Origin of the sequence: Aurantiacibacter sediminis (assembly GCF_016019885.1) — a bacterium.
Classification (GTDB): Bacteria; Pseudomonadota; Alphaproteobacteria; order Sphingomonadales; family Sphingomonadaceae; genus Alteraurantiacibacter; species Alteraurantiacibacter sediminis.
In genome coordinates this window covers 23,615-48,629 of record NZ_JAEANY010000001.1, presented here as the reverse complement: position 1 = coordinate 48,629, position 25,015 = coordinate 23,615, and the positions used below count along the sequence as shown (strand labels likewise).

At 61.2% G+C, this 25,015-nt stretch carries 27 protein-coding genes; 5 read left to right on the top strand and 22 right to left on the bottom strand.

The window, feature by feature from the left end; all coding sequences use genetic code 11:
* Positions 1–84: 84 nt before the first annotated feature.
* Genes I5L03_RS00255 through I5L03_RS13345 form a run of 3 tightly spaced genes read right to left on the bottom strand, consistent with a single transcriptional unit; the run spans position 85 to position 1,434 of the window.
* A complete protein-coding gene (locus I5L03_RS00255; protein ID WP_197919655.1) occupies positions 85–858 on the bottom strand; it encodes a hypothetical protein in 774 nt (257 codons plus the stop codon).
* Positions 859–864: 6 nt separating this feature from the next.
* A complete protein-coding gene (locus tag I5L03_RS13350) occupies positions 865–1,230 on the bottom strand; it encodes a hypothetical protein (RefSeq protein WP_234034971.1) in 366 nt (121 codons plus the stop codon).
* A 3-nt stretch (positions 1,231–1,233) separates the two neighbouring features.
* Positions 1,234–1,434 carry a hypothetical protein gene (locus tag I5L03_RS13345; protein WP_234034970.1) on the bottom strand — a complete coding sequence of 67 codons (201 nt, stop codon included), beginning with the start codon at positions 1,432–1,434 and terminating at the stop codon, positions 1,234–1,236.
* On the opposite strand from I5L03_RS13345, the gene I5L03_RS13340 reads away from it, so the two are divergent.
* Complete coding sequence (locus tag I5L03_RS13340; RefSeq protein ID WP_234034969.1) at positions 1,433–1,531, top strand: PEP-CTERM sorting domain-containing protein; 99 nt, start codon at positions 1,433–1,435, stop codon at positions 1,529–1,531. The genes I5L03_RS13345 and I5L03_RS13340 overlap by 2 nt on opposite strands.
* 65 nt (positions 1,532–1,596) lie before the next feature.
* On the opposite strand, the gene I5L03_RS00245 is transcribed toward I5L03_RS13340, so the two are convergent.
* The 3 genes from I5L03_RS00245 to acnA are packed head-to-tail and all read right to left on the bottom strand — an operon-like array spanning position 1,597 to position 5,470.
* Positions 1,597–2,310 carry a prolyl hydroxylase family protein gene (locus I5L03_RS00245; RefSeq protein ID WP_197919653.1) on the bottom strand — a complete coding sequence of 238 codons (714 nt, stop codon included), beginning with the start codon at positions 2,308–2,310 and terminating at the stop codon, positions 1,597–1,599.
* Positions 2,311–2,366: 56 nt separating this feature from the next.
* Entirely contained in the window at positions 2,367–2,777 is a 411-nt protein-coding gene (locus tag I5L03_RS00240) for a rhodanese-like domain-containing protein (RefSeq protein ID WP_197919652.1), read from the bottom strand.
* Positions 2,778–2,797: 20 nt separating this feature from the next.
* On the bottom strand, positions 2,798–5,470 hold the full coding sequence (acnA, locus tag I5L03_RS00235) for an aconitate hydratase AcnA (protein WP_197919651.1): 2,673 nt from the start codon (positions 5,468–5,470) through the stop codon (positions 2,798–2,800).
* Between the two features lie 167 nt (positions 5,471–5,637).
* Between acnA and I5L03_RS00230 the strand changes: the two genes are divergently transcribed.
* The gene (locus I5L03_RS00230; protein WP_197919650.1) at positions 5,638–5,814 is read left to right on the top strand and encodes a hypothetical protein; all 177 of its coding nucleotides are present in this window, start codon (positions 5,638–5,640) and stop codon (positions 5,812–5,814) included.
* Here the strand turns inward: I5L03_RS00230 and I5L03_RS00225 are convergent.
* Positions 5,811–6,725, bottom strand: a complete 915-nt coding sequence (locus I5L03_RS00225) for a DMT family transporter (RefSeq protein WP_197919649.1) — start codon at positions 6,723–6,725, stop codon at positions 5,811–5,813. The genes I5L03_RS00230 and I5L03_RS00225 overlap by 4 nt on opposite strands.
* 146 nt (positions 6,726–6,871) lie before the next feature.
* On the opposite strand from I5L03_RS00225, the gene I5L03_RS00220 reads away from it, so the two are divergent.
* Positions 6,872–8,224: a L,D-transpeptidase family protein gene (locus I5L03_RS00220; protein ID WP_234034968.1), complete on the top strand. Its 1,353-nt coding sequence runs from the start codon at positions 6,872–6,874 to the stop codon at positions 8,222–8,224.
* A gap of 6 nt (positions 8,225–8,230) precedes the next feature.
* Here I5L03_RS00220 and I5L03_RS00215 read toward each other — a convergent pair whose 3' ends face one another.
* From I5L03_RS00215 to ispG, 7 genes are all read right to left on the bottom strand, one after another.
* Complete coding sequence (locus tag I5L03_RS00215) at positions 8,231–8,995, bottom strand: murein L,D-transpeptidase catalytic domain-containing protein (protein WP_197919648.1); 765 nt, start codon at positions 8,993–8,995, stop codon at positions 8,231–8,233.
* Positions 8,996–9,046: 51 nt separating this feature from the next.
* Positions 9,047–9,979, bottom strand: coding sequence for a hypothetical protein (locus I5L03_RS00210; protein WP_197919647.1), 933 nt, complete (start codon positions 9,977–9,979; stop codon positions 9,047–9,049).
* Positions 9,976–10,530, bottom strand: a complete 555-nt coding sequence (locus I5L03_RS00205) for a retropepsin-like aspartic protease family protein (protein WP_197919646.1) — start codon at positions 10,528–10,530, stop codon at positions 9,976–9,978. Before I5L03_RS00205 ends, I5L03_RS00210 begins: the two co-directional genes overlap by 4 nt.
* Positions 10,531–10,553: 23 nt before the next feature.
* Complete coding sequence (locus tag I5L03_RS00200; protein ID WP_234034967.1) at positions 10,554–11,495, bottom strand: histone deacetylase family protein; 942 nt, start codon at positions 11,493–11,495, stop codon at positions 10,554–10,556.
* A 15-nt stretch (positions 11,496–11,510) separates the two neighbouring features.
* Positions 11,511–12,053: an inorganic diphosphatase gene (locus tag I5L03_RS00195; RefSeq protein ID WP_197919645.1), complete on the bottom strand. Its 543-nt coding sequence runs from the start codon at positions 12,051–12,053 to the stop codon at positions 11,511–11,513.
* Complete coding sequence (locus tag I5L03_RS00190) at positions 12,050–12,658, bottom strand: thioredoxin family protein (protein ID WP_234034966.1); 609 nt, start codon at positions 12,656–12,658, stop codon at positions 12,050–12,052. Before I5L03_RS00190 ends, I5L03_RS00195 begins: the two co-directional genes overlap by 4 nt.
* A 128-nt stretch (positions 12,659–12,786) precedes the next feature.
* Entirely contained in the window at positions 12,787–13,926 is a 1,140-nt protein-coding gene (ispG, locus tag I5L03_RS00185; RefSeq protein WP_197919644.1) for a flavodoxin-dependent (E)-4-hydroxy-3-methylbut-2-enyl-diphosphate synthase, read from the bottom strand.
* Between the two features lie 70 nt (positions 13,927–13,996).
* Here ispG and I5L03_RS00180 point away from each other — a divergent pair, with 70 nt between their 5' ends.
* Together I5L03_RS00180 and I5L03_RS00175 are read left to right on the top strand one after the other, a co-directional pair.
* Positions 13,997–15,037, top strand: a complete 1,041-nt coding sequence (locus I5L03_RS00180) for a CorA family divalent cation transporter (RefSeq protein ID WP_197919643.1) — start codon at positions 13,997–13,999, stop codon at positions 15,035–15,037.
* A gap of 28 nt (positions 15,038–15,065) precedes the next feature.
* The gene (locus I5L03_RS00175) at positions 15,066–16,850 is read left to right on the top strand and encodes a cation:proton antiporter domain-containing protein (protein ID WP_197919642.1); all 1,785 of its coding nucleotides are present in this window, start codon (positions 15,066–15,068) and stop codon (positions 16,848–16,850) included.
* Between the two features lie 4 nt (positions 16,851–16,854).
* On the opposite strand, the gene I5L03_RS00170 is transcribed toward I5L03_RS00175, so the two are convergent.
* The 8 genes from I5L03_RS00170 to I5L03_RS00135 all read right to left on the bottom strand — a co-directional run bounded on the left by I5L03_RS00170 (position 16,855) and on the right by I5L03_RS00135 (position 24,973).
* Complete coding sequence (locus tag I5L03_RS00170; protein WP_197919641.1) at positions 16,855–18,105, bottom strand: sensor domain-containing phosphodiesterase; 1,251 nt, start codon at positions 18,103–18,105, stop codon at positions 16,855–16,857.
* Between the two features lie 66 nt (positions 18,106–18,171).
* On the bottom strand, positions 18,172–18,687 hold the full coding sequence (locus I5L03_RS00165) for a GNAT family N-acetyltransferase (RefSeq protein ID WP_197919640.1): 516 nt from the start codon (positions 18,685–18,687) through the stop codon (positions 18,172–18,174).
* Between the two features lie 14 nt (positions 18,688–18,701).
* On the bottom strand, positions 18,702–19,589 hold the full coding sequence (locus I5L03_RS00160) for an RDD family protein (RefSeq protein WP_197919639.1): 888 nt from the start codon (positions 19,587–19,589) through the stop codon (positions 18,702–18,704).
* Positions 19,586–20,635 (bottom strand): stage II sporulation protein M, encoded by a 1,050-nt coding sequence (locus I5L03_RS00155; protein WP_197919638.1) that lies wholly within the window; start codon positions 20,633–20,635, stop codon positions 19,586–19,588. Before I5L03_RS00155 ends, I5L03_RS00160 begins: the two co-directional genes overlap by 4 nt.
* Positions 20,635–21,924 carry a DUF58 domain-containing protein gene (locus tag I5L03_RS00150; RefSeq protein WP_234035032.1) on the bottom strand — a complete coding sequence of 430 codons (1,290 nt, stop codon included), beginning with the start codon at positions 21,922–21,924 and terminating at the stop codon, positions 20,635–20,637. Before I5L03_RS00150 ends, I5L03_RS00155 begins: the two co-directional genes overlap by 1 nt.
* A gap of 132 nt (positions 21,925–22,056) precedes the next feature.
* Positions 22,057–23,019, bottom strand: a complete 963-nt coding sequence (locus I5L03_RS00145; RefSeq protein WP_197919636.1) for an AAA family ATPase — start codon at positions 23,017–23,019, stop codon at positions 22,057–22,059.
* A complete protein-coding gene (locus I5L03_RS00140; RefSeq protein WP_197919635.1) occupies positions 23,016–24,281 on the bottom strand; it encodes a DUF4350 domain-containing protein in 1,266 nt (421 codons plus the stop codon). The genes I5L03_RS00145 and I5L03_RS00140 overlap by 4 nt, the downstream gene beginning before the upstream one ends.
* Positions 24,278–24,973 carry a hypothetical protein gene (locus I5L03_RS00135; RefSeq protein WP_325099992.1) on the bottom strand — a complete coding sequence of 232 codons (696 nt, stop codon included), beginning with the start codon at positions 24,971–24,973 and terminating at the stop codon, positions 24,278–24,280. Before I5L03_RS00135 ends, I5L03_RS00140 begins: the two co-directional genes overlap by 4 nt.
* Positions 24,974–25,015: the final 42 nt, after the last annotated feature.

The following is a 25,015-nucleotide window of genomic DNA, read 5'->3' as shown; positions in this document are numbered from 1 at the left end:
GCCGGAAACCACGGCGCGCCGCGAAATCCCGGCGCGCCCGCAGCGGCGCCTGCGCCGTGTGATTGAGCGACCTGTAGAAGAGCCTCAGGAAGAGTATGCCCTCGCAGGAGTTCCTCTCCCGCTTCCACCCTTGCCCGCGGCACCCGTGCGCGGCGGCGGTGGTGGCCAGCCTGTCGTGATCGGCGGCTCGGGCGGTTTTGGAGGCGGCTTCGGCGGTGGTTTCTTCGGCGGCTTCTTCGGTGGCGGCGGTGGCGGCGGAGACGCCAGCGCAGTCGTCGATATGAGCACCACGACCACCACGACAACTGGCGGCGAACCGCAGCCGCCTTCGTCTACCGGCGATCCCGGGGCACCGCCGCCTTCTTCGACAGGCGATCCCGGCTCTCCGCCGACAAGCACGACCACTTCAGGTGGCGAAAGCTCGGGCGGTATCAGCATCATCATCGATATCGACAACAGCTCAACCGGCTCGTCGACTTCGACATCAAGCTCGGGCGGCTCTACGTCTACATCGGGCGCTGTCTCCAGTTCGAGTTCCGGCGATGTCAGCAGCTCTTCGGGCAATGTGACGAGCACAAGCTCGACCGGTGAATTCTCGAGCACGACCTCCTCCTCGACCGGCGGCGTAACGAGCACGACGACCAGTTCGTCCGGCAGCATCACCAGTACGAGCGGGACGGTGACCAGCACATCTGGCCAGGTGTCGAGCACGGGCTCGTCGTCCGGCAACGTGTCCTCCTCGACCAGCGGATCGAGTTCGTCCTCGACCTCCTCAAGCACGTCGGGCGGCAGCGGATCGAGCACTTCGACCAGCAGCGGTACGAGTGGCACATCCGGTACTTCGGGAACGAGCGGCACGACCGGTCATCCGGGCACAACCTCGGGCGGCATGACGACGTCCGGCACCACGACCACGGGCGGGATCACCAGCTCGGGTGGCTCGACCACGTCCTCGTCCTCGGGCAGCAGCACGAGCACGACAAGCGGGAATGTGACGTCCAGCACTACAACCGGCGGAAACACCACCTCGACCACATCGGGCGGCGTGACCAGCACGAGCGGCAATGTCAGCACAAGCGGCGGTATCACCTCGACGACCACCTCCACCGGTGGATCGAGCGGTACTCCTGGCGCGAGCGGTGGCAGTACGAGCACCGGCGGTGTGACGAGCACCACGACCACCAGTTCGGGCAGCATCAGCAGCACGAGCGGAACGGTGACGAGCACCACCGGTCAGGTGAGCAGCACCAGCTCCTCTTCGGGCAATGTGTCGAGCTCCACCAGTGGATCGAGCTCGACATCGACCAGCACCTCGACCTCGACGAGCACGTCCTCGTCGACAAGCACGTCGAGCGGCACTTCGGGAACCAGTGGCACATCCGGCACCAGCGGTACTTCGGGCACAACCGGAACGCCGGTCCCGGCGCCGGGCATGATGCTGCTCTTCGGCGCGGGTGCAGGCGCGGTATTCCTGCGCCGCCGCCGCAAGGATGGCAGCGAAGCTGAGGAAGGCGAACTCGAGACCGCCTAAGTCTCTGACAACAGCTGAAAGCGGAAGGGCGGTCTCAACAGGCCGCCCTTTTCTCTTGGCGGCGATCAGACGTACCCGTTGATCAGCCGCCAGGGGTTCTCGCGGAACCACAGTGTTACGATGTGCTTGATGCCGCGCGTCACGGGCATGCCCGCATGCAGCGTTTTCATATTCGGGCGTCCGTCGGGCAGCATGTTGTTCCAGAGCAGCAACCGGCCCGGCTCTGGACGAATGCGCAGATCCAGATGCGGGAAATCGGTCTCTCCGCCCTCGCGCGGCTGGTTGAGAGTCAGCATCGCTGTCCAGGTGCGCTGGCCGCCGTGGGTCGCTTCATGTTGCCAATAGCGCTCGCCCGTGTGGAAGAAATCGAAGTGATGCGTGTACTGCTGGCCCTTCTGGTAACGTTGCCCCTGCATGCGTTCGGCATGCAGGATATCGAGCCCTGCTATCTCGCAGATATAACGTTCCAGCTCGCTCGTATGCGGATTTCCGGGTTCGAAATGGTGCGTGTTGCTGGTGCGGATCGTCACCTCATTCTCACCTGCGAGGGTGGAGGGAACCGCATTTGCGTTGATCTCGCGAACGATATGCTTGCAGTCAGGCCCGGTGAGAAATCGGTCGATCTGATACACTTCCGCGAGCCTTGTCGGCAGGCGCACGGCCTCTTTAACTTGCGCGAGTGAGTTGCGCACCTGATGGCCGATCGCAGCCAGCTTTTCGCGGTCGGAATCGCTACCTTTGCTCGTCTTGGAGCTGACCAGAGAGGCTTCATTCCCCATGGGCCGGGGGTATGGCAGATTCCGGTCAATATTCTTTTAAATGGTGCGTGTGCCGATCAGCTTTCGGGTAACGTAATCACCTCGCCGCCAGCAGCATCCCACGCCTGAATGCCGCCTTCCAGATGGCGCACGCGCGTGCCGAGGTAGCTGGAGAGCTGCTCTGCCGCGATGCCCGAACGACGACTGCTGCCGCAGTAGAGGATCGTTTCGCGCTCGGCTTCGATCGGGATACTTGCCGGCATGAAAGTCTGCAGAGGAGCATTGAGCGCACCGGGCAGGCGACCTGCGGCAAATTCTTCCGGCGTGCGCACGTCGACCAGCACGACTTCGCCCGCTGCGATCAGTGCCATCAGCTCGGAAGCGGGCAGCGTTTCGACCGAAGCCTGCTCCGAGGCTATCTCTTCCTGCGCCGCCGGTGTGGTGGCGCAGGAGGATAGAGCCAGTGCAAATGCAGGGACTGTGATCAATGCCGCTCCGAGCCGCATGATTACGCCGCGAGCTTGCGCAGCACGTAATGCAGGATGCCGCCGTTCTTGTAATACTCAAGCTCGTTGGCGGTATCGATCCGGCACAGCGCGGTGAAGGTGAAAGTCGAGCCGTCAGCCTTGGTGACTTCGACTTCGACATCCTGGCCTGGCGTCAGATCGGCGAGGCCCTTGATGCTGAAGGTGCAATCGCCATCGAGGCCAAGCGAATTGCGGTCATCGCCTTCCTTGAACTGCAGCGGGAGCACGCCCATGCCGATCAGGTTCGAGCGGTGGATACGCTCGTAGCTTTCCACGATCACTGCGCGGACGCCGAGCAGGATAGTGCCCTTCGCGGCCCAGTCACGGCTCGAACCCGTGCCGTATTCCTTGCCGCCGATGACGACCAAAGGCGTGCCATCTTCCTTGTGCTTCATCGCCGCATCGTAGATCGGCATCTGCTCGCCATTGTAGACGGTTTCACCGCCTTCAACGCCCGGTACCATCTCGTTCTTGATGCGGATGTTGGCGAAAGTGCCGCGCATCATCACTTCGTGATTGCCGCGGCGCGAGCCGTAGGAATTGAAGTCCTTCTTCGGCACCTGGTGGCTGACGAGGTAGGAGCCGGCGGGGCTGTCTTCCTTGATCGAGCCGGCGGGAGAAATGTGGTCCGTCGTGACCGAGTCGCCGAGGATCGCGAGCGGCTTTGCGCCCTCGATATCTGTGATGGCCTCCGGCTCCATGCTCATCCCGTCGAAATACGGCGGGTTGGCGACATAGGTGCTCGATGGGTTCCAATTGTAGGTGTCGCTGGCTTCGACCTTGATCGCCTGCCAGTGCTCATCGCCCTTATAGACGTCGGCATAGCGCTTCTCGAACATCTCGCGGTCGATATTGGCGACGCGGTGGTCGTAGATTTCCTGATTGGTGGGCCACAGGTCGGCGAGCATCACGTCATTGCCGTCCTGGTCCTGTCCAATCGGCGTTTCGGTGATGTCTTGGGTGACCGTACCCTTCAGCGCGTAAGCGACCACCAGTGGAGGCGAAGCGAGGAAGTTGGCGCGCACATCGGGCGAGACACGACCTTCGAAGTTGCGGTTGCCCGAAAGCACCGAGGCCGCAACGATATCGTTATTGTTGATCGCATTGCTGATCGGCGGGGCGAGCGGGCCGGAGTTCCCGATGCAGGTTGTGCAGCCATAGCCGACAAGGTCGAAGCCGATGGCGTCGAGATCATCCTGCAGGCCGCTCTTTTCGAGATAGTCGGTCACCACCTGCGAACCGGGTGCGAGCGAAGTCTTCACCCAAGGCTTAGGCGCAAGGCCCTTCTCACGCGCCTTTTTGGCGACGAGGCCGGCGGCGATCAGAACGTCCGGGTTGGAAGTGTTGGTGCAGCTAGTGATGGCCGCGATTACAACGTCACCGTCGCCGACATCGTGGTCCTTGCCATCGACATCCACGCGCACCGCTGCGTCCTTCTTGTACACGCTCTTGAGCTCGCCATTGAACAGCTCGTCCACTTCGGGGAGCGCAACCTTGTCCTGCGGGCGTTTCGGGCCAGCGAGGCTGGGGACGACCGAAGACATGTCGAGCGACAGCGTGCTGGAGAAAACAGGCTCTGCATCCGGCGTGAACCACATGCCCTGTTCCTTGGCGTAAGCTTCGACCAGCGCAATGCTCTCTTCGCTGCGGCCAGTGAGGCGCAAATATTCGAGCGTCTTGTCGTCAATGCCGAAGAAGCCGCAGGTCGCGCCGTATTCGGGTGCCATGTTGGCGATCGTCGCGCGGTCGGCGAGGCTGAGGTTTGCAACGCCTTCGCCGTAGAATTCGACAAAGCGGCCAACCACGCCATGCTCGCGAAGCATTTGCACGCAGGTGAGCACGAGGTCGGTGGCAGTGACGCCTTCAGCGAGCTTGCCGTCCAGCTTGAAGCCGACGACTTCGGGGATCAGCATGGAGATCGGCTGGCCAAGCATCGCGGCCTCGGCCTCGATACCGCCAACGCCCCAGCCTAGCACGCCAAGGCCATTGATCATGGTGGTGTGGCTGTCGGTACCCACGCAGGTATCGGGATAGGCAACCATTTCGCCGTTCTGGTCTTCGGAGGACCACACGCCCTTGCCGATGTGTTCCAGGTTCACCTGGTGGCAAATGCCGGTGCCCGGAGGAACGGCGGAGAAATTCTTGAGGCTCTTTGCACCCCACTTGAGGAAGTCGTAGCGCTCGGCATTGCGCTTGTATTCGAGATCCATGTTCATTTCGAACGCCTGCGGGTGGCCGAATTCGTCGACCATTACCGAGTGGTCGATCACGAGATTAACCGGCACCTGCGGATTGATTTTCGCGGTGTCGCCACCAAGTTTGCCGATCGCATCGCGCATGGCAGCAAGGTCGACAACGCATGGCACGCCGGTGAAATCCTGCAGCAGCACGCGCGCCGGGCGGTACTGGATCTCGCTGCCGGTCTTCGGATCGTTCTGCCAGTCGACAATCGCCTTCACATGCTCTTCGCCGACCGTGAAACCTTCATCCTCGAACCGCAGCATGTTTTCGAGCAGGACTTTCATCGAATGCGGCAGGCGGGAGACGTCTCCAAACTTCTCGCTCGCGGCTTTCAGCGAATAATAGGCGTATGTTTTGCCGCCCACATCCATTGTCTTGCGTGTTCCGAGAGTGTTGGAGCCGACCTGGGTCATGAATGAGTGATCCTGTTAAAGTGTTGCGAAAACGGCCTTACCAATGCGAAAAGTGGCCGTGTTTTGGGGGGCGAGTTGCGCGTTTGTCGCGGACTCGTCAAGTAGCCTTATGTCTTAACGCTGTTTCACGAAGATTGTTTCGTGATGGTGCAAGGAAAGTGAACTGAATGGCCCTTAGTAAGCCCTCCCGGCGCAAGGCTCCGCTAGGCGTTCCCATCATGCTTCTCGCGCTGGTCCTTTCTGCGGTGTTCGGAGCGGCAGCAGGTTTAGTGTGGCAGAGCTCCGATTGGGCAGAAGATGAGCCCGAAGAAGAAGTGCTGGTCCGTGAGGGCAGTGCCGGCTAGTCCGCCTTGGGGCTAGCAATTGGCTTGGCTGCGTCCGCCGAGGCTTTGGTGCGCGGTATCGCGAGCCAGCATCCCGCGACGATCAGCGATACGCCCAGTATGGTGGTGAGAGTGACGTCTTCCCGGAAAAACAGCCAGCCAAACAGCGCGGCCCACAAAAATCCGGTATATTCGACAGGCACCAGCACTTGCGCTTCAGCCCGCGCGTAAGTCCACGCGATTAGCATGGAGGCAATCGCTGTAAGTGCGGCAGCAATGCCGATCATGCCAAGCGTCTCGGTATCGGGCAGGAGGAAGAAGAAGGGCGCCGCCAGCGCCTGAACCAATCCGCCGACACCCGAATGGAAGGTCGCGCATTCGAGTGGTTTGGCCACTTGCGACTGGCGGCGAATGACGACGAAATTATAGGCATAGAGCAGGGCGGAAATGCTCAGCGAGGCAAGACCAAGCGCCACGCCTTCGTCAAAATCGCTGCGCCCAAGCCTGCCGCTGACAATCACGATTGTCCCGGCAAATCCGATCAGCGAGGCGACAATTGCCTGGCGGCTGATTGTCTCACCCAAGAAAATCCGCGCAAAATAGAGGGCGATCAGCGGGGCGATGAAACTGATCGCGATGGCCTCGGCAATCGGAAGTTTGGTGAGCGCATAGAAGAAGGTGAGTGCCATCACGGCTGACACAACGCCGCGCTCGATATGCAGCTTCAGGACTGCACGCTTCGGCCAGACAAAGCCGGTCGTGAGCCAGATCGGCGCGAGCATGGCGGCGGCCAGCAGCGAGCGTAGAAGCGAGGCGGTATAAACTCCGGTCGCCAGCGACGCGCCTTTCATCAACGCATCCATCAGGGATAGGAGACCGACTCCGATAAAGGCTGCCAGAAAGGGCAGGAGAAGGCGCTGTTTGTGTTCCATGACGTGTCACGCGCTCTAGGCGGCGAGGTACGTTTCGTCATCTCTCTTTATCGCGGTTCAGGACCGCGAAAGCAGCCATGCTTGATAGCGGAGACGCAAATCGGCACTATCTGCCGATGATTATGGTTAACAGGGACTCGATTCTGATGCGTTTCCTAGGGTGGAGCGGCGCGCTTGCGAGCCTGGCGGTTATTGCCGCTCCGGGCACGGCGCAGGTGCTGTTTGCTCAGGATATTCTGGAGCAGGAAGACGCTGCCGAAGTCACGGCAACGCCCGGCCTCCAAAGCAATGAGATCGTCCAGAGCGATCCCTTCCCCGCCGTCCAGCAATGGTCGCTCGATCAAGCGAATGCACTTCTGGCCTACGTCGAAAGCGTCGATGCGGAGGGTCTGGTGCCCGGGGACTATCGCCCGGATCTGCTGAGTGCCGAAATCGCCAATGGGGAAAGCGAAGCGCTCAACACCCGCGCGAGCGGCGTGTTCGCCTGGCTTGTCGAGGATCTGCGCGATGGCCGCACACCGATGGAATCGCGCCGGCAATGGTTTGTCGTCGATCCCGATCCCGACCTGCTGCCTGTCGGTCCTTTGCTCGCAGAGGCGATGGAAACGGGCGACATTGCAGGCGTGCTGTCTTCGCTCAATCCTGCGCATGCCGATTACGCAGCGCTCCGTGATGCGCTTGCAGAAACGCCCGAAAGCGATACGCGCCGCCGCCAAATCATACGCGCTAATATGGACCGCTGGCGCTGGCTGCCGCGCGATCTCGGCGGGCAATATCTAATCACAAACGTTCCGGAATATCAGCTGCGCCTGATGGTGAATGATCGCATCATCAGCACCTATCGCACTATCGTCGGCGCGCCGGGGCGCACCGCTACGCCGCAGCTGATGGAGACTGTGGAAGGCGTGGTATTCAACCCGACATGGACAGTGCCGCAGAGCATCGTGCGCGGCGAAGGGCTGGGCAACCGCGTGCTCAATAATCCGCAATGGGCGCGGCGCAATGGCTATACGGCCACGCGTGGTGCCAACGGTTGGATCACCGTGGTGCAGCAGCCGGGGCCAAGCAATTCGCTCGGCATGATGAAACTCGACATGCCCAATCCGCATGCGATCTTTTTGCACGACACGCCGCAGCGCCATCTGTTCGACAGCGACAATCGCGCACGCAGCCACGGCTGCATCCGTGTGGAACGCGCGCTGGAACTGGCGATGACCGTGGCTATCCTCGGTCGCGGCGCAACTCGGGACGAGGCGGTCGCGATCTCGGCGAGCGGCGACTACACCCGCGTGCCGGTGGAGCGGACCATGCCGGTCTACATCACCTATTTCACTATGGGGCTGGATGCAGAAGGCAATCTGCGCAGCTTTGATGACATCTACAATCGCGATGCACCCGTGCTCGCATCGCTCGACGCACCGCGTCAGGGCAATCGCAACCGCGCGACGAGCGAGGAGGTGATCGAGATTGTCGAGGACGCCCGCACCACCGCAAGCTGATCGCGATCAGCTTTCGCGCAGCGTCGGATTGGCCTCGCGGTAAATCCGCTCCAGCTCACTTTCGCTAGCCTCTGGCTCCGGTATGTTGCGCGCACGGCGCTCGGCAATCGCCGCTTCGAAATCCACCGGATCCTGCGGCGGCATGGCGATATCCTCGCCATTTGCGCCAATACCCAGCGTATCAGCGAGAATCAGTCGTCCGCCTGAGAGACGAGCGAGCACCTCAGGAAAAGTCTCCGTGCCGAAAGCGGGGCAGCCGTTCGAGCGGCCGAGCCGCCCCCATTCCGACACATGCCCGGGCGTCGCATAACCCGCTGAATGCAGAACAATCGCACGGTCCAGCGCATTGGAATTGCTTTCATCCAGCCCGCCAAGCCGCACGGATGTGCCATAGCGCCCTTCATACCACTCCCAGGTGATATAAGCGCCGCGGCTGGTCGCCCAGCTATCGTGAAGGTTGGAAAAGTCGTTTAGCCAGCCATCATGCTCGGGATCGGAGCCGCTGCCATGCGTCACCAGCGCGCTGTTCACGCGGCCATTCAGCAGATCGACGAAGTGAAAGCGCGGCTGTGCAGAATGCAAGCCAAAATCGGCAATGCCCACGACATCGCGCTGCCATAACGTAGTACCAACCCGCTCGACTTCGCGCTGAGCGATTTCGAGCAAGCGGCGCGTGCGCGGGTCTGGCGCTGCCTGTGCAAACACCCGAGCGGGGGCGGAAAGCGCGGCGCCGGCGGATAGGGTAGCGGTGATTAGCTGGCGGCGATTCATGGCCCCGCATATGTCACATGGCGGATGAACCTTGTCCATACGCCTCCCGCCTCAGCCTTGCTTGATCGCCTCGATCGCCTGCAGGCTCGCGCGAATGTAGGCGCCATCGTCATGCCGGTGCGTGCCGACGAAATGGACGAAGGCGGTGTCATCGCCCCAATCTTCCGCCCAGTAATTCATGAAACGATCGTAAGGCAGAACCACTGGTTCGCGCTCATTGGCGAGGTGGAAGTTGGACGTGACCTGCTCGGTGCCCCAGATCGTCACATCGTCCTCGCCGATCAGTTGCTTCATCTCAGTGAGAAACGCTGAAGCGAGCGGGCGGCCTGCGCCCATGGCTGAGAAGCCGGCAAATCCCGAGCAGCCGCGCACATATTTCCAGCCGCGCTCAGCATCTACCGTGTCGAGGCGAGACTCGATGCGCGACTGCACATGGCCCTCTGCCGGACCATCGGGGTAAAAGCGCTCGCGGAATTCCTTGAGTGGAAGCGGGCCGACCGAAGCATCTTCTCCGCCGAGAAAAACGAAACTGCGATTGCGCGCGATCGCCTCGGCGATTTCGGGCACCTCGCCAATCGTCACCGTGTCGCTGTCGAGCTGGATCCAATACTCGCTTTCGCGCCGGTCGAGGATGGTGAGCAGACGCTCCCACGTGCCGCCCGCCGGGAATTCTTTCAGCACGACATCGGAAATGCGCGTGATTTCCGGATCGCCGCAGTGGTGGGCGAGGATGGCCTTGTCCTGAGCGGTCAGCGTGCCGTCATCGAGGATCGCGACCCGCCCGCGCTGGAGATTGTGCCACAGGCTCTTCACCGCGACGAGGTAGGGCAGGAGCACCGCCGTGCCGATCATGGAGAACAGCACAACGCCATCCTGCTTGGGCACGATGGGGGGCGTGTCGAGAATCGCGGAAATGGCCTCAGCGTGCGCCGCAGCTTCCTTCTTCGCGCGCCATCGGCGCGGCAGGAGCGAATTCATGTTCATGGCCGCTCGCTTTCGAGCAGCATGCGATCATCGGCGATTTCGACCGAATTGATGGTGGAGAGAAAAGATTGGCCGAGCAGCGAAATGCCAAGGCCTTCGGGAATGATCATCGCCTGCACATCGCGCGCTTCGAAATTGCCGAGGCGCACAGTGCTCAGCTGCGTGTGCACCCCGTAGACAACGCCGCTCGCGCCCTGAGCGACGGGGCCGACTTCGCTTTCGTCCCAATAGAGGCCCATCGCCGCCGCATCATCGCCCGTCAGCGCGATAACGCTGGCGCCGGTATCGACCATCATGCGAGACGGTGTGCCATCGACGAAGACCTCGGCGTAGAAATGGCCATCGCCTTCACGATCGAGCCGGACCTGATCGTTCCATGTCGCAGGCGTATCCATCTCCAGCGAAGCCAATTGCGCATCGCCTGTATCTGCCGCCGTCTCGGCGAGCGCAGAAGCATTTGCACCGTTAGCAGCATCGTCCGCCACAGGCATCATGAATGCCACCACGCCGCCGGCAATCAACACGCAGGCAAAGGGAACACGGATATCCATGCGCCGACTTTAGGATGCGGGCCTTAAACCCCGGTAAAGATCGAAGTCGCGTCGATCAGGTCGCTGGCATCCGCCTGCGGAAAGGCGAGCGCGAGCATAGACCGGGCGTGCCGCGCAGCGACTTCGCGCTGGTTTACCCCATATCCGCCGCCCAGCGCGCTGGCGACAGGCAGGGCGCGCAATCGTGCTTGCTCCAGCACATAACGATCGCGTCGTATCAGACCCTCATCGCTCAGCGCCAAACGGCCAAGCTTGTCATCGCGATGCGGATCGACGCCCGCCTGATAGAGCACGAAATCCGGCGCGAATTGCTGCATCACCGATGGCAGATGGCAGTCGAGTTCGGCCAAATAATCATCGTCGCCAATCTTATCCGGAAGGCCGATATCGAGTGTCGAGCGCGCTTTGCGGACAGGAAAATTCTTCTCCGCATGGAAGGACAGGGTGAACACGTTGTCGCGCCCTGCCAGCAGGCTAGCCGTGCCATCGCCCTGATGCACATCGAGATCGACGATCAGAACGCGGCTCGCCTCGCCCGTCGCCAGCAAGCGATTGGCGGTGACGGCGAGATCGTTGAACACGCAATAGCCAGCGCCCGAATCATGCAGCGCGTGATGGCTGCCAGCAGCCGAATTGGCAGCATAGCCATGCTGTTTGGCGAGCATGGCGGCGAGCCATGTGCCGCCATTTGTGTGACGCACGCGGCTGGCAATATGGGGGGTGACGGGAAAGCCTATCCGCCGTTCCTTCTCTCGCGGAACGCTGGCAGTGAAGACCTGCTCGACATAATCGGGGCAATGCACTGCCTCCAGCCATTCGCGCGGGGAAGGCTCAGGCGAATGCTCGGTCAGCGCATACCCGCTCTGCCGAAGCGCTTCCATGACGAGATAATATTTGTCGAATTTGAACGTCCCGCGCTTCGGGCGGGGAGCCATGTAATCTGCGTGATGGACGACGTGAAGCAAGCCGCGTAGTCGCCTCTATTGCGCGTGTTCGTATGCGGTGATGGCTTTTTCTACTGCCTGCTCCGCCGCTTCGCGATCTTCGGCGTCATGCACTTCAATGTCGCGGTCGATCATGTGGTTGTAACTGCGGAAGAAGTCGCCCAGTTCCCACATCAATCCGGTGCGCAGATCGCCGAGATCCTGCATTTCGCCATAGCTTCGGCAAAGCGGCGGCACACATACGATACGGTCATTGCGCACCATTTCGCCATTCTCTGTTTGCGACATGGCAAGCACGGCGACCGGGCGCACCGCGACGATAGAGCCGCTTGGCAGAGGACCGCCCGCCAGCACAATCACGTCCAGTGCATCGCCATCATCAGCCAGGGTAGACGGGACAAATCCGAAATTTGCAGGGAAAGTCACGCCTGCGGGCAATTCGAGCGCCCAGCGCATCACGCCAAGTTTCTTGTCGAGATCGACCTTGTGTCGGCTGCCGCTTGGGCATTCAATGAAGGCCTGGAGCAGGCCATTGTCATCGCGCGCAGGGATGCTGCCGATATCGGCCTGACCGATCATTGTGCGATTTCGATCCCTTCAACCGGTTGGATGCCTGCGGGTCGATCCGCCAACTCCACAAGCTCGTCGTAAATCGCGTCCTCGCTGCGGCTGGCGGCGTTACGCCAGCTTTTGGCGGTACCGCGATTGACGAGCAGGCCATCGGGCGTGACGACCAGAACATTGGGTGTGCCTTCGATATCGACTACGCCGAAGCGCTCGGCAATATGGAGATTGTGCCCATCGCCTGTCTGCGGCAGGCCGATATTCACGAAGACAAGCTCGTAATGCTCTTCGATCAGATTGGCAAAACGCTCTGTCTCAAGCCATCCGGCGAGCGCGCGGCTGTCATGACACCAGTTGCCGCCCATTACGAGCAGCAGTCGCGTGTCCCGCTCTGCTGCGCGTGCGAGAGCGGCATCGACTTCCACCATGGGATCGACTGTCACATCGTAGGGCGTCGCTTCCGGATAATCGTGATGCTCAGGTGCGTCGGCGCTTGCCGCAGGGCCGTTATCGGACACGTTAATCGCAACACAACCGGGCAGCGCGAGTAATGCGGCGAGCGGCGTAATTGCCATGCGGGTGAGCCCCGCGCGAATTTTGCCGCCCGCCTGCGTCATCATTTCTTGTGCTTCACATCCTTGTCACCGCCACCGCCGGATTTCTGCATCTTTTCCTGGATGATGCGCTTTTCCTCTTCAGGTGACAGCTTGGTAACTTTCTTTTCTTCACTCATTGGTGTTCCCCCCAATCATTCTGCCGCTTCAGCATGCGGATCGAAGGCCGTGGCGGTGCCCGCCTCGATCTCCGCCGCCTTCTGCTCGACCAGAGCGACAATATGGTCGAGCATGTCTTCGGACTCCACGTGGTGATCGGTCACGCCGGACAGATACACCATATGCTTGCCTGCACCGCCACCGGTAATTCCGATATCGGTTTCGCGCGCTTCGCCGGGGCCATTAACCACGCAGCCAAGCACCGAAAGGCTCATCGGCGTTTTTATGTGCTCAAGCCGCGCTTCCAATGCTTCCACGGTGCGGATCACATCGAACCCCTGACGTGAACAGCTGGGACAGGAGACCACACGAACACCGCGGGTGCGCAGGCCCAGCGCTTTCAGCATTTCGAAGCCGACTTTAACTTCCTGCTCCGGCTCAGCCGAAAGCGAAACACGGATCGTGTCGCCGATGCCTGCCCACAGCAGCGAGCCGATGCCGATGGAGCTTTTTACCGTGCCGCCAATCAATCCACCCGCCTCAGTAATGCCGAGGTGCAGCGGGCAATCGACCGTTTCCGCAAGGCCGTGGTAAGCTGCAACCGCCAGGAATACGTCGCTGGCTTTCACCGCCACCTTGTATTCATGGAAGTCGTGATCCTGCAGCAGCTTGATATGATCGAGCGCGCTTTCAATCAGCGCTTCGGGGCAAGGCTCACCGTATTTTTCGAGCAGATCCTTCTCGAGGCTGCCGGCGTTCACACCGATGCGGATCGCGCAGCCATTGGCTTTTGCCGCGCGGACGACTTCGGCCACTCTGTCTGACGAGCCGATATTGCCTGGATTGATCCGCAGGCAGGCAGCGCCTTTATCGGCGGCTTCCAGCGCGCGCTTGTAGTGAAAGTGGATGTCCGCAACGATGGGGACGTTTGCGGCCTTGGTGATCTCGTCGAAGCGGTCGGTTGCTTCCTTGGTGGGGCAGGAGACGCGAATGATATCCGCACCCACATCCTCACACCGGCGGATCTGGTCGATTGTCGCGCCGACATCTTCGGTCGGCGTATTGGTCATGGTCTGCACGGTGATAGGGGCATCGCCCCCCACCGGGACATCGCCCACCATGATCTGTCGGCACTGGCGACGTGCGATGTCGCGCCAAGGTCTTATTGATGACATGGCAAGCCATATAGGCGAGGCAGGATGACGGGGCAATGACAGCCCGCCCGATTTGCTGCATGGATGCGCGATGGACGAACCGATTCCGGCTGAGCCAGTGACTGGCACACTAGATAATCCATCCGGCGATCCGATCCCCGGAACTCCGCTGCTGTTTGCGCGCGTGCTTGACGGGGAGGGTGCCGGTCGCGAGCTCAGCTGGGAAGAGGCAAAATCCTGGAAGCCTTCGCGCACGCCGGAAGTGCTGTGGGTCCACCTCGCCCGCGAAGAGCCACAAGTCGATCCATGGCTGGTCGAACTCGGCATTCCCGAACCTACCCGCGAATTGATGGTGAGCGACAAGACGCGTCCGCGCGCCTTTCGCGAAGGCAATACGCTGGTAGCGACATTGCGCGGCATCAATTTCAATCCCGGCGCTGAGCCTGAAGACATGCTGTCCATGCAAATGTGGTGCGACGGCAAGCGACTGGTGACCCTGCGCCGTAATCCGCTGCAGACCCCGCGGCAGGTGCTGAAAATGATCGACAGGCGTGAGGCCGGCCCCACCGACGCGGGCGCCCTGATCACCGAACTGACTGAAGCGATGATCAATCGCATGAACCGTTCCATCGTCGATATGAACCAGCATCTCGACAGGCTGGAGCATATGGAGGATGACGGCAATGCGGAGCAGATGCTGGACGAGATCGCCATCATCCGCCGCAATTGCCTTGGCCTGAAACGCCATATGGGGCCCATGCATGAGGCGCTCGAATCCATCTCTCGATATGCGCCGCCGTGGTTTGAAGACCATGACCGGCGTGAGATTGCCGAGAGTATCGACAGGCTGCGGCGCTATCTGGAAGATCTCGATATCAGCAAAGAAAGCGCGGTTGTCATGATGGACGATATTCGCGCCAGCTCGATCGCTCGCAGTGAGCAGGCGACTTACCTGCTGACGATTGTCGCGGGCATTTTCCTGCCGCTCGGGTTCATCACCGGTCTGCTCGGGATCAATGTGGGCGGGGTGCCGGGAATGGATGATGGCAATGCATTTTGGGTGGTTGTCGGCCTGTGCGGTGCGATCCTGATTGTGCAATTGCTGCTGTTCTGGAAATGGAAATGGTTGTGAGGCCGCGAGGGTCAATTTAGGGGACGATATGGAACACGGTGCTCACGGATTGGACCTGCAGAACGCGCTGCTGATCCTCGGCTTTGCGTTGGTGGCAGTGCTGGCGTTCCGCCGCGCTGGCCTTGGGGCAACGCTCGGCTATCTGGTGGCCGGCGCGCTGCTCGGACCGCAGGTTTTCGCCCTGGTCTCGGGCGCGGAAGAAATGGCCGTGGTCGCAGAGCTCGGCATCGTGATGCTGCTGTTCGTGGTCGGCCTAGAGCTTAGTCCTGCTCGGCTGTGGCGGATGAAGTCGGCCATTTTCGGCCTTGGTTTTGCGCAGGTTGCCGCCTGTGGCCTGGCGGTAACCGCCACGATCCTCGCCTTGACCGGCTATACGATGGAAGCGGCGCTGGCGATTGGCCTGCCGCTGGGCCTCAGCTCCACCGCGCAGGTGCTGCCAATGCTGCAATCCGCCGGGCGTTTGCGAACCCCATTTGGTGAGCGGGCATTTTCGATCTTGCTGTTTCAGGACCTTTCGATCATCCCGCTGATCACTTTGGTCGCCGCCATGAGCCGCAATCCATCTGCGCAGGAAGGCCCTGCCGGATGGCAGCTCGCACTTTATGCCGTGATCGCGATAGTCGGTCTGATATTGGCCGGGCGATTGGTCATTCGGCCGCTGTTCCGCCTGATCGGCGGTCTTGGAGAGCGCGAATTGTTTATCGTCGCCGCTCTCTTCACCGTCATCGCCAGCGCGTTCGTAATGCAGTCGCTGGGCCTGTCAGCCGCGTTAGGGGCATTCATCGCTGGCGTGATGCTGGCCGATACGCCTTACCGGCATGAGCTTGAGGCGGATATCGAGCCGTTCCGCTCAATCCTGCTGGGCCTGTTTTTCGTTTCCGTCGGCATGATGCTCGATCTCGGCGCTGTCGCGGAACGGCCCTTCTTCGTCGTCGGCTTTGCCATTCTCCTGATCGCCGTGAAGGCCGCGATCATATTTGGTCTCGGCAAGCTCGTCGGCATGACGTGGCGAGGCGCGCTGGCGCTTGGTCTGCTGCTGAGCCAAGGTGGTGAATTTGCCTTCGTGCTTTATTCGCAGGCGCAGGCCGCGCTGCTGATCGCGCCTGAGAGCGCCAGTATTTTCGGCGCGATTGTTACGCTCAGCATGGCTGCAACGCCGTTCCTGATGATCGCCACCCGCCGCATTCGCGAAGAGCCGAAAGGCGAGGAAGAAGAACGCGAGACCCCGAGCAATCTGGGGGCGAGCGCCGTCGTGGTGGGCTATGGACGCTTCGGGCAGAGCGTTTCGCAAATGCTTAGATCCGCGGGCCTTTCCGTGACGGCGATCGATCGCAAAGCCTCGCAGATCGACATTGCCGAGGAGTTCGGCAGCAAGGTCTATTATGGCGATGGCACGCGGATGGATTTGCTGCGTCAGGCAGGCGGCGCGGATGCGCAGCTCATCATGTTCTGCATCGACGATACGCCCGACCCTGCCCTCATTCGCTCAGTCCATGAAACCTTCCCGAAAGCGCAGATCTACGTTCGTGCTTATGATCGCCGGTCGGTCATCGAATTGGCAGGCAATCCGGCGCGGAGCGTGGTGCGCGAAGTGTTTGAATCCGCCATTCGCATGGCCATGCTCGCGCTGGAAAGTGTCGGCGTGAGTGAAACCGAAATCAGCCGCGCCGAGGCCAAATATCGCAAATTCGATTCCGAACGTATGGACGTGCAAATCGAGGCTGGCGATATTTATGCTGCGCGGGAAATGACACGCAAGCAGCAGCGGGCAATAGATGCCGGAACGGATGGCGAGCCCGAAGGCGCGTCCTGACCCTTTACTGTTCTTTGCCCGCTTCCATTAGGAATTGCTGGGCGGCAACTACGGGTAGCGGCCGGGAATACAAATAGCCTTGGCCGCAATCCACGCCGAGTTTTTTCATCGTGCGTGCTTCCGCCTCGGTCTCCACGCCTTCTGCTACCAATGTGCAGCCGATTTCTCTTGCAAGCTGAACCAGCGCAGCCGTCATGGCTTTGCGCGCCGGATCGGCCTCGATGCCGCGTGTCAGGACCATATCCATCTTGAGGATGTCGGGTTGCAGATCAACGATATGGCGAAGGCCAGCATAGCCTGTGCCGACATCGTCAATCGCGATTTTGGCATGCGCCTTCAGCGCGGAAATCTCGCGCGATAGCTCTTCGAAATCGTCGACTTGGCAATGCTCGGTAATCTCGACAACGACATTCGATGTGCCTGCCTCTTCAAGCAATTCGCGCACCGCGCCTGAAGCCACCGTTCGCGGCGACACGTTTACCGTCGCGTAGAGACCGTCCGGGATATAAGACAGCGATTCCAGCGCGCAGCGCACTGCTGTCATTTCCAGCTCCTTGCCGAGGCCGACCAGTTCGGCATCCTCGAACCACGCATCGGGGCCGCGCTTCGTCAGGTCGGGAAAGCGGGACAGGCACTCGACGCCCACCGGCTTACCCGTCTCGAGCGAAATGATGGGCTGCTGGAAAGTCGAAACTCCGTGTCCGTCCAGCATCGACTCGACGCGTTCGCGCGCTTGCATGGACAGAATGTCGTGTTCGAGAGAGCTCTCGATACGTTCGGCGGCGAGGCCGGCAAAGCTTTTGAGGATATTGAGGTCACGTTCCGTCAGCGTACGATCGGGCTCTCGGCCAAGGGCGCAGAAGCTGCCCCAGACGGTTCCGTCGGACAGGCGCAGGGGTGTATTCACATGGGCTCCGACCGGCAGGAAATCGGTAATTGCGAGCTTTTTCGTGGCCGGAAAATCGGCGGGGTCCTGAATAAGCTCTGGCAGCCGACCGTTGAGGATATGCCAGCAATAGCTTTCTTCGCGCGGCTCGCGAAAACCCGGGCCCATGGGCAGGTCAAGGTCCGAACTGACATGCGTCAGCTCGCGCTGTTCGCCTTCGATATAGCGCGAGACGAAGGCGATCTCGACACCTAGGTGACCGCGTACGCTGTCGAGAATGCGTTCGATCGCTTCATTGTGCACCAGCTCGCCGGGAAGCGGCGCAACAGGGGCCTCGAAGTCGGGCAGCTTGATTGCAACATGTTCCATTGCTCGCCGGTATGGCGAAAAAGCCCTAAAGCCTGCTTAACCGCGTTTGATGAGAGTTTTCCGGCGCTAAAGCCGCAGCTCGTAAAGATATTCATCGTCACGGTGATTGCCGACCATGAAATAAATATCGGCGATCTTGGCAAAGCCGTATCGCTGGTAGAAACGCTGCGCCCCGTCATTATCCGAATAGACCGAAAGTTGGATGGCATCGCAGCCGCGTGCCCGGGCTTCGGCGAGTGCCCAATCCGTCAGCGCGGCACCGATGCCTTCGCCCGTCCTGTCCGGCGCGCAGTAGAGCTGCTGCAGCCCGATAGGTTTTGTCGCGTCCGAATATTTGCCATATCCGCTAGGGTCCTTCAGCTTGATAAAGCCGATGAGCGTGTCCTCGTCATCAACGGCCAAGCGGTGCGTCAGCTGCGGATCGGCGAGCTCTCCTGATACTGCTTCGACCGAATACACTTCCTTAAGGAAGGCGTTGAGGTCAGCCGGATCGTAAAGATGTGCGAACTTCGCGCAGAAACTTTCGCGGCCCAACGTAGCAAGAGCTTTGGCATCTTGAGGCTTTGCCGGGCGCAGGATCATATGACTTATCGCTCCTACGAGAATTTATCGCGCTTGCGCTTGCCAAAGCGCATGCCGCTTTCAAGATGGGCGCGCAGAGCTGCGTAGAAGGCTTCGAGGAATTCACGCTCATCGCCTTGGCCAAGCCGCCATCCGATCTTGCCGGTGATCGCCTCTGCCACATCGCGAAGCGCTTCTGGCTGGTCCTGCCGCAAAACGGTTTCGAGGACCTGCAATTCGTGCTCGCCATAGACGGAAAGCTCGGCCTCTCCGAACTGGTAGTCACGGCTGCGATCGGGCGCGAGTGACATTGCTTCCTTCAGCTTGGCGGCCTTTGCTTCGACCACCCATGTTCCCGCAACCACGTCGCCTGCGCGCAACGCATCCTTGTTGAAGAAGGGAAAGAGGACGAAGATCGCGAGCCAGATGAAAGCGGCAAGGCCAGCGACACCCTGATCCTCTCCGCCGCCAAGCAGGAAGAACAGCGGCAGGAACACCTCCACATCGCGCACCAGATTGCGGGCAATCACCATTTCGGCTGTCAGCTGCCCACCATCGCGCGCTGCAACGCGTAAGCCCAGCAATCTCTTTCCCGGCGTGGCGCCACGCGGGCCCAGCTCGAACCAGAGGAAATAGCCGTATCGGGCCAAGAAGAGGAACAGAATCACCAGGATGATGAGGAACTCGGCGATCGGCCCCGCTCCTCCGGATTCGCCGACATCGATCAGGCTGAATCCCAGCAGTCCCATCACGATGAAGAACACGATGATGCCCAGCACGATGAAAATTATGTCGAGCATCAGTGCACCTGCACGCGCGCCCCTGCTGCCGACAGTCAGCGGCAGGGCAAGGCCTTCGGGCGTTACCAACATACGGTCGCGCTTGTCCGGCTCGCCGCGCATGAAATTCATCGCCGCGCTCATGCCTCACGCTCCTTCGGGCTGCGCACGGCAAGGAAATAAAGTGTCCAAAGCACCAGCATTGTGCCGCCAATGGCAAAGCGCGCGCCGGTGCCATCGACCAATTGGCGCGCATAGCCTTCCAGCAGTCCGGCGACGATCAGCATGATCGTGCAGCCTGCCATGACTTGCGCGGCGCGTACGCCAGCGCTCTGCATGGCGGAAAGGATCGAGCGATCGCCCGGAAACGCCATGGTGCGGCCGACATGCATGCCTGCAGCGCCTGCCAACATGATCGCGCCCAGCTCCGTCGTGCCGTGCACGCTCAGCCAAGCGGCAAATTCTGTGCCGAGGCCTGCATCATCGAACACCCACAGCATCGCGCCCAGCAGCGCCATATTGTACACGAGCAGCAGCAGCGTCGGGATCCCGAAAGCAAAGCCTAATGCAAAGGCCATGATCGCCACGCCCGTATTGTTGGAGAACAGCGATGCGGCAAAGACGCCTAGCCCATCCGCGCCGCCCTGATGGCCCAGCGTTTCTTCCAGCACTTCACGCGGAGCACCGGGCACACGGCCGCCTGCCATGCCGCCAGGGACCAGCGCATAGAACCATTCCTGATCGCGCGCGACGAGCAGCCAGCCGACTATCGTTCCCGCGACCATCACCGCAAAGGCGATACAGATGTCGAGCCAGATCGCTCGGATCGCTCCGCTCCATCCACCGAGGAAAAAGCGCTTCAGCCAGCCGAAAAAGCCAACCCGCGGGCCGTAGATCTGGAACCACGCGCGGCGCACCAACGCCTCAAGATAATCGAGCGTGGAGGCATCGAGCGATGTCTCCCGCGCCACCGCAAGGCTGGACGCGGTCTTGCGATACAGCACTGGCAAATTGAGCAGATCGTCATCACTGATGCGCTTGGGCCGTCCCTTCTCGAGCGCGGTGACGATCTGATCGAGCCGTTGCCAGTCGACTTCACGCTCCAGTCGGAATTTGTCCGAGCGAAGGCTCGCCGCTTCAATATCGGCGGGCGGTTCGATTTCATTCTTGCGGAACAGGGAAAGCGCCATCAGCCGATTGCCTCCGCCCGCTTGGTCGCGAGATAGCTGTCGATCAGCTGGTAGCCGATCTTGTCATGCGGCGCCTCGATCACATTCACGCCCATGCGGCGCAGTTTCTGCAGTACGATGGCGCGCTGAGTGGCAAGGGCATCGGCGCTGACGGCGGAGGCGATATCGCCCATGCTGTCCGGCTCCTCGATCGCGAGCTCCTCCAATTCGGTATCCACCATGGTGACGAAAATCACCAGGTGATGGCGCACCAGCCGCTCAACGCTTTCGACCATCATTTCCGCCGACGTCGGATCGGTAAAATCGGAAAACAGCACGATCAGGCTGCGGCGTTTCAGCCGCGATGTCAGCGTGGCGAGAGCGAGAGTGAAGTTGGGCTCGCGCGGGATATAATCGAGCTCTGCCGCGGCGCTCTGCAAACGGTGGAAAGCGCGCGTATCGCTGACGAATGGCGTCATCAGCTGAGGGTGATCGGCAAAGCCGAACAGGCTCACCCGGTCGCCGCCTTTCAGCGCCACATAGGCTGCGGTGAGAGCCGCTGAGACGGCCCTGTCGATACGCGGCAAGCCATCGACCGGCTCGCACATGCTCTGCCCGCAATCGAAAGCGAAGACGAGCTGGTTGTCCCGCTCGCTTTCATTTTCGCGGGCGTAGAGAGCTGTGTGCCGCGCACTGGCTTTCCAGTCGATGCGCCGGCGATCCATACCGGGTTCGTATTCGGACAAGGCTTCGAATTGCGTGCCTTCTCCGCGAATGCGCCGCGCGACGAGGCCGAATTGCGAGTCCCGCATAAAGGCCTGCAAGACAGGGGAGCGCACCGGCGAGAGGTCCGGCCACACGCGCATGCGCGCATCGAGTTCAACATGCGTCTGTCGCACGGCGAGGCCCAGCGGCCCGGGCCAGCGGAGCCAGAGATCGTGGAATTCACCCGTCCCGCGCCGCACTGGCACTGCTTCACCCACACCGGAAAATTGCCCCGGCTTGCCCGTGGGCTGGAGGCGGAAATGGCTCGCCCCGTCTGCGCCTAGCCTGGGATCATAGCCAATGGCCGCTTCTGGCAGAGTAGCATCGCCATCACGTTCGATCTCCGCATTCACGCGGATCATCGCAGGCTGGCCGACTTCGGCATCGCTCGGCACGACATATTCGAAATGTGACATTGCGCCAGCCAGCCAGCCATCGATCAGCGCGACCAGAATCAGCGCCGCCGCAGCCGCTGGCGCGACGATCCATGCGGCAGGCGCAGTCGCGGCAATGACGACTGCAATCGGCGCGAGCAGTCCAAGCATCACCAGCGTGCGGCCAGTCGGCACGATGGGTACGGCCGGGATATTGATCCGCGACGTGAGGGCCTGGAGGCGTTGAATCACCTCAGCACCTCCTTCCCCCATCGAGGGGGAAGGTGACAGTAAATAGTAGGATCACCGCGGCGCCTCTGTCTGCTCGATCATCTGTTCGACCAGAGTTTCGACTTCCTTGCCCTCGATCTCGGCGGCAGGGGATAGCAGCAGGCGGTGGCGAAGTGTTGAGGTGGCGAGCGCCTTCACATCATCGGGGATCACGTAATTGCGGCCCTGCAGCGCGGCACGGGCGCGCGCGGCATTGGCGAGCAGCACAGCGGCGCGCGGCGATGCGCCGCTAGCAAGATCGGGATTGTCACGCGTCGCGCGCACCAGTGAAACCGCGTAATCGATCACATCCTGCGCCAAAGTGACGCTTTTCACCGCTTCCTGCGCACCGGCGATATCCTGCGGCGAGGCCACTTGCGCAATCCCGAAATCGGCTGGCCTTTGCGGCCCGCTACGCTCACCAAAGCGGTGGACGATGCGCGCCTCTTCCTCGGCGCTGGGGTAGGGCACAAGCAGCTTGAACGCGAAGCGATCGAGCTGTGCTTCGGGAAGCGGGTAGACGCCCTGGTTCTCGATCGGGTTTTGCGTAGCAACGACCATGAACTGCTCGGACAGCATGTGCGTCTCGCCATCCAGCGTCACCTTGCGTTCCTGCATGGCTTCGAGCAGCGCGGCCTGCGTCTTGGGCGGCGTACGATTGATTTCATCGGCAAGCAGCAGCTCACAGAAAATTGGCCCGCGCGTCAGCGTGAACTGGCTGGTTTGAAAGTTAAAAAGGTTGGAGCCGAGGATATCGCCCGGCAGCAGATCCGGCGTGAACTGGATGCGTCCGAAATCTAGGCCCGTTGCCGCAGCAAAGCAATTGGCGAGGAACGTCTTGGCCGTTCCCGGCGGGCCTTCCATCAGCACATGCCCCTTGGCCACCAGAGCGATGAGCAGATGCTCGATCGTGTCGTCCATGCCGACGATCGCCTTGCTCACTTCATTGCGGATCGTACCCGCGAGCTGCGTAGTGCCCTCCAGCGTCATGCTCATTGCGTCAGATTCCTTTCAAATTGTCTCAGCGCGCGTGCGGCGCGAATAATGTCTCCGGGGCGCTCTGCTTCGCGCAGATCTCCGGCAAGATCGACGAAGCGGGGGCCGGTGTGCCCGCGCGCTTGCAGTTTGCGATCAATGGCTATTTCGCGCGCATCATTATCAGCGATGCGCAGGCCAAGATGATTGGCGACGCGTTTGCCGATCAGCGCCTCGTAGGGCTCTTTCAGCAAATGGAAGCGCTTCAGCTGCGCCACCAGCGCTGCGCCATTGCGCGCGAGCTGGCGTTTACCGCGCGCGATGGCGGGGCCTTCCACCGCCGGCGGGCCAAAACGGCGGAACGCGCGCCATGCGATCACGATGGAGGCGAGGATGAGGCAAAGCGTCGCGGCGAGGAACGGCGGGCTGAATGCCAGCGTCAGCAGGTTTTCCGATGTGCCAAGGCCCGCCAGCGTCAGATCGAATTTGACCGGCATGTCGTCGCCAAGCGTCGCGGCGGAGATGATGGACATTGCAGTCCGCGCCCGCTCCCTGTCAGCCATACCGTAATTGTTCATCAAATCGGGCTCGAACACCACGATCACCGGCCACGGCTCGTAATCGTAGCCATTGGTTTCCTGCTCAAGCGCGCCGACCAGCACATCGCCTTCGCTATCGACGACCAGTGGCTTGAAAGGTTGGTCGGGCTGCCCGGTCAGCGCCTGCACCCGCGTTTCATCGGGCAGATCGCCATTGCGGCCAAAGCCGTTCCAGCCATTCGTCTGGCCGAGCGACAGTTCCGCCCCTTCGGTCAGCGCCAGCTCATTCACCCAGCCCGGCGCCCGGGCATCGACGAGCATGACCCAGCCTTCTTCGGTCTCGACCTCGTTCTGCGCCGGGATCGGATAGGCGGCCCATTTCGGCATGATGATAAGAGTCGGCCCGGAGTCCAGATTCTGCCGTTCCTCCACCAGCTCCGACAATTCTGCGATATCGCCGTAAAGCTGCGGGGTCAGCACCACGAGGCCGTAATCATTCGTCCTCGCGCGATTGCGCGAAAGCTCGACCGAATAGCCGCTGCCTTCCGCCACCTGCACCAGACCTGCAAAACCGGTGAGGCCGTTCGATGCTGCATGGGTCCCGCCATCGCGGTCTTGCTGGCCAGTCCAGCCCTGGCCAAGGGCATAGAGCATCAGCAGGAAGGCACTCGCGCCAATCGCTAGCACCGCCAGCACCACGCCGGGGCGAAATGGATTGGCGCGACTTGAACTCACCTGTGTCATGCCGCCAGCGCCTTTTGCTGGAGGGCGAAATCGGCATAGGCAGCGCGGGCCGCCTGCCAATCATCCTGATGCAGCGGGCTGAGCGCAAACAAGCTCCGCTCTACGCGCGCAGCAATGATCCCAAAGGCATCGCGTGCGCCCTGCGGCAGGCGGCTCTCCGCCGAAAGCTCGCGCGCCGTGCTCGATGGCTCGACCAGATCCGGCCGCGCCTGGGCAATCTGCCCTACCGATCGTTTGAGCAGCAAATGTGTTGCTTCATCATAGCGGCCTTCATTCGCAAGACGGTCGGCTTCTTCCAGCAGGGCGAGCGCCTCGCCTTCGTCAGGAGCCCAAGAATCTTCGTCCTTGGCTGCGCTGCGTTTCTTCCGGCGAAGGAAATCAGGCTCGATCATGCGGACGATCAGGAGCACCAGCAGCGCAATCCCGGCAATAATCAGCACCCATTGGAGCACCGGCCAGATCGCGACGAAGAACCTGCCTAGCGGGGCGAGCACTTCGGAAAGCCATTCGAGCAAATTGGTGAGCCAATCGGGCGGCGGCTCCTGCGCAGGGAATTCGACTTCGGCAAACTGGATGCTCTCATCGGCGCGCAAATCGGCATAGGTCTGATCGAAATCGCCCTGTGGTGCCAGCTCCCCCCGCTGCCTTTGCGCGACCTGTGGCAGCGCATCTGTCCCCGATGAAATCGTCACGCTGCGCAAATTGGCATGGCATCTGTTGCGAAGCAATGAATT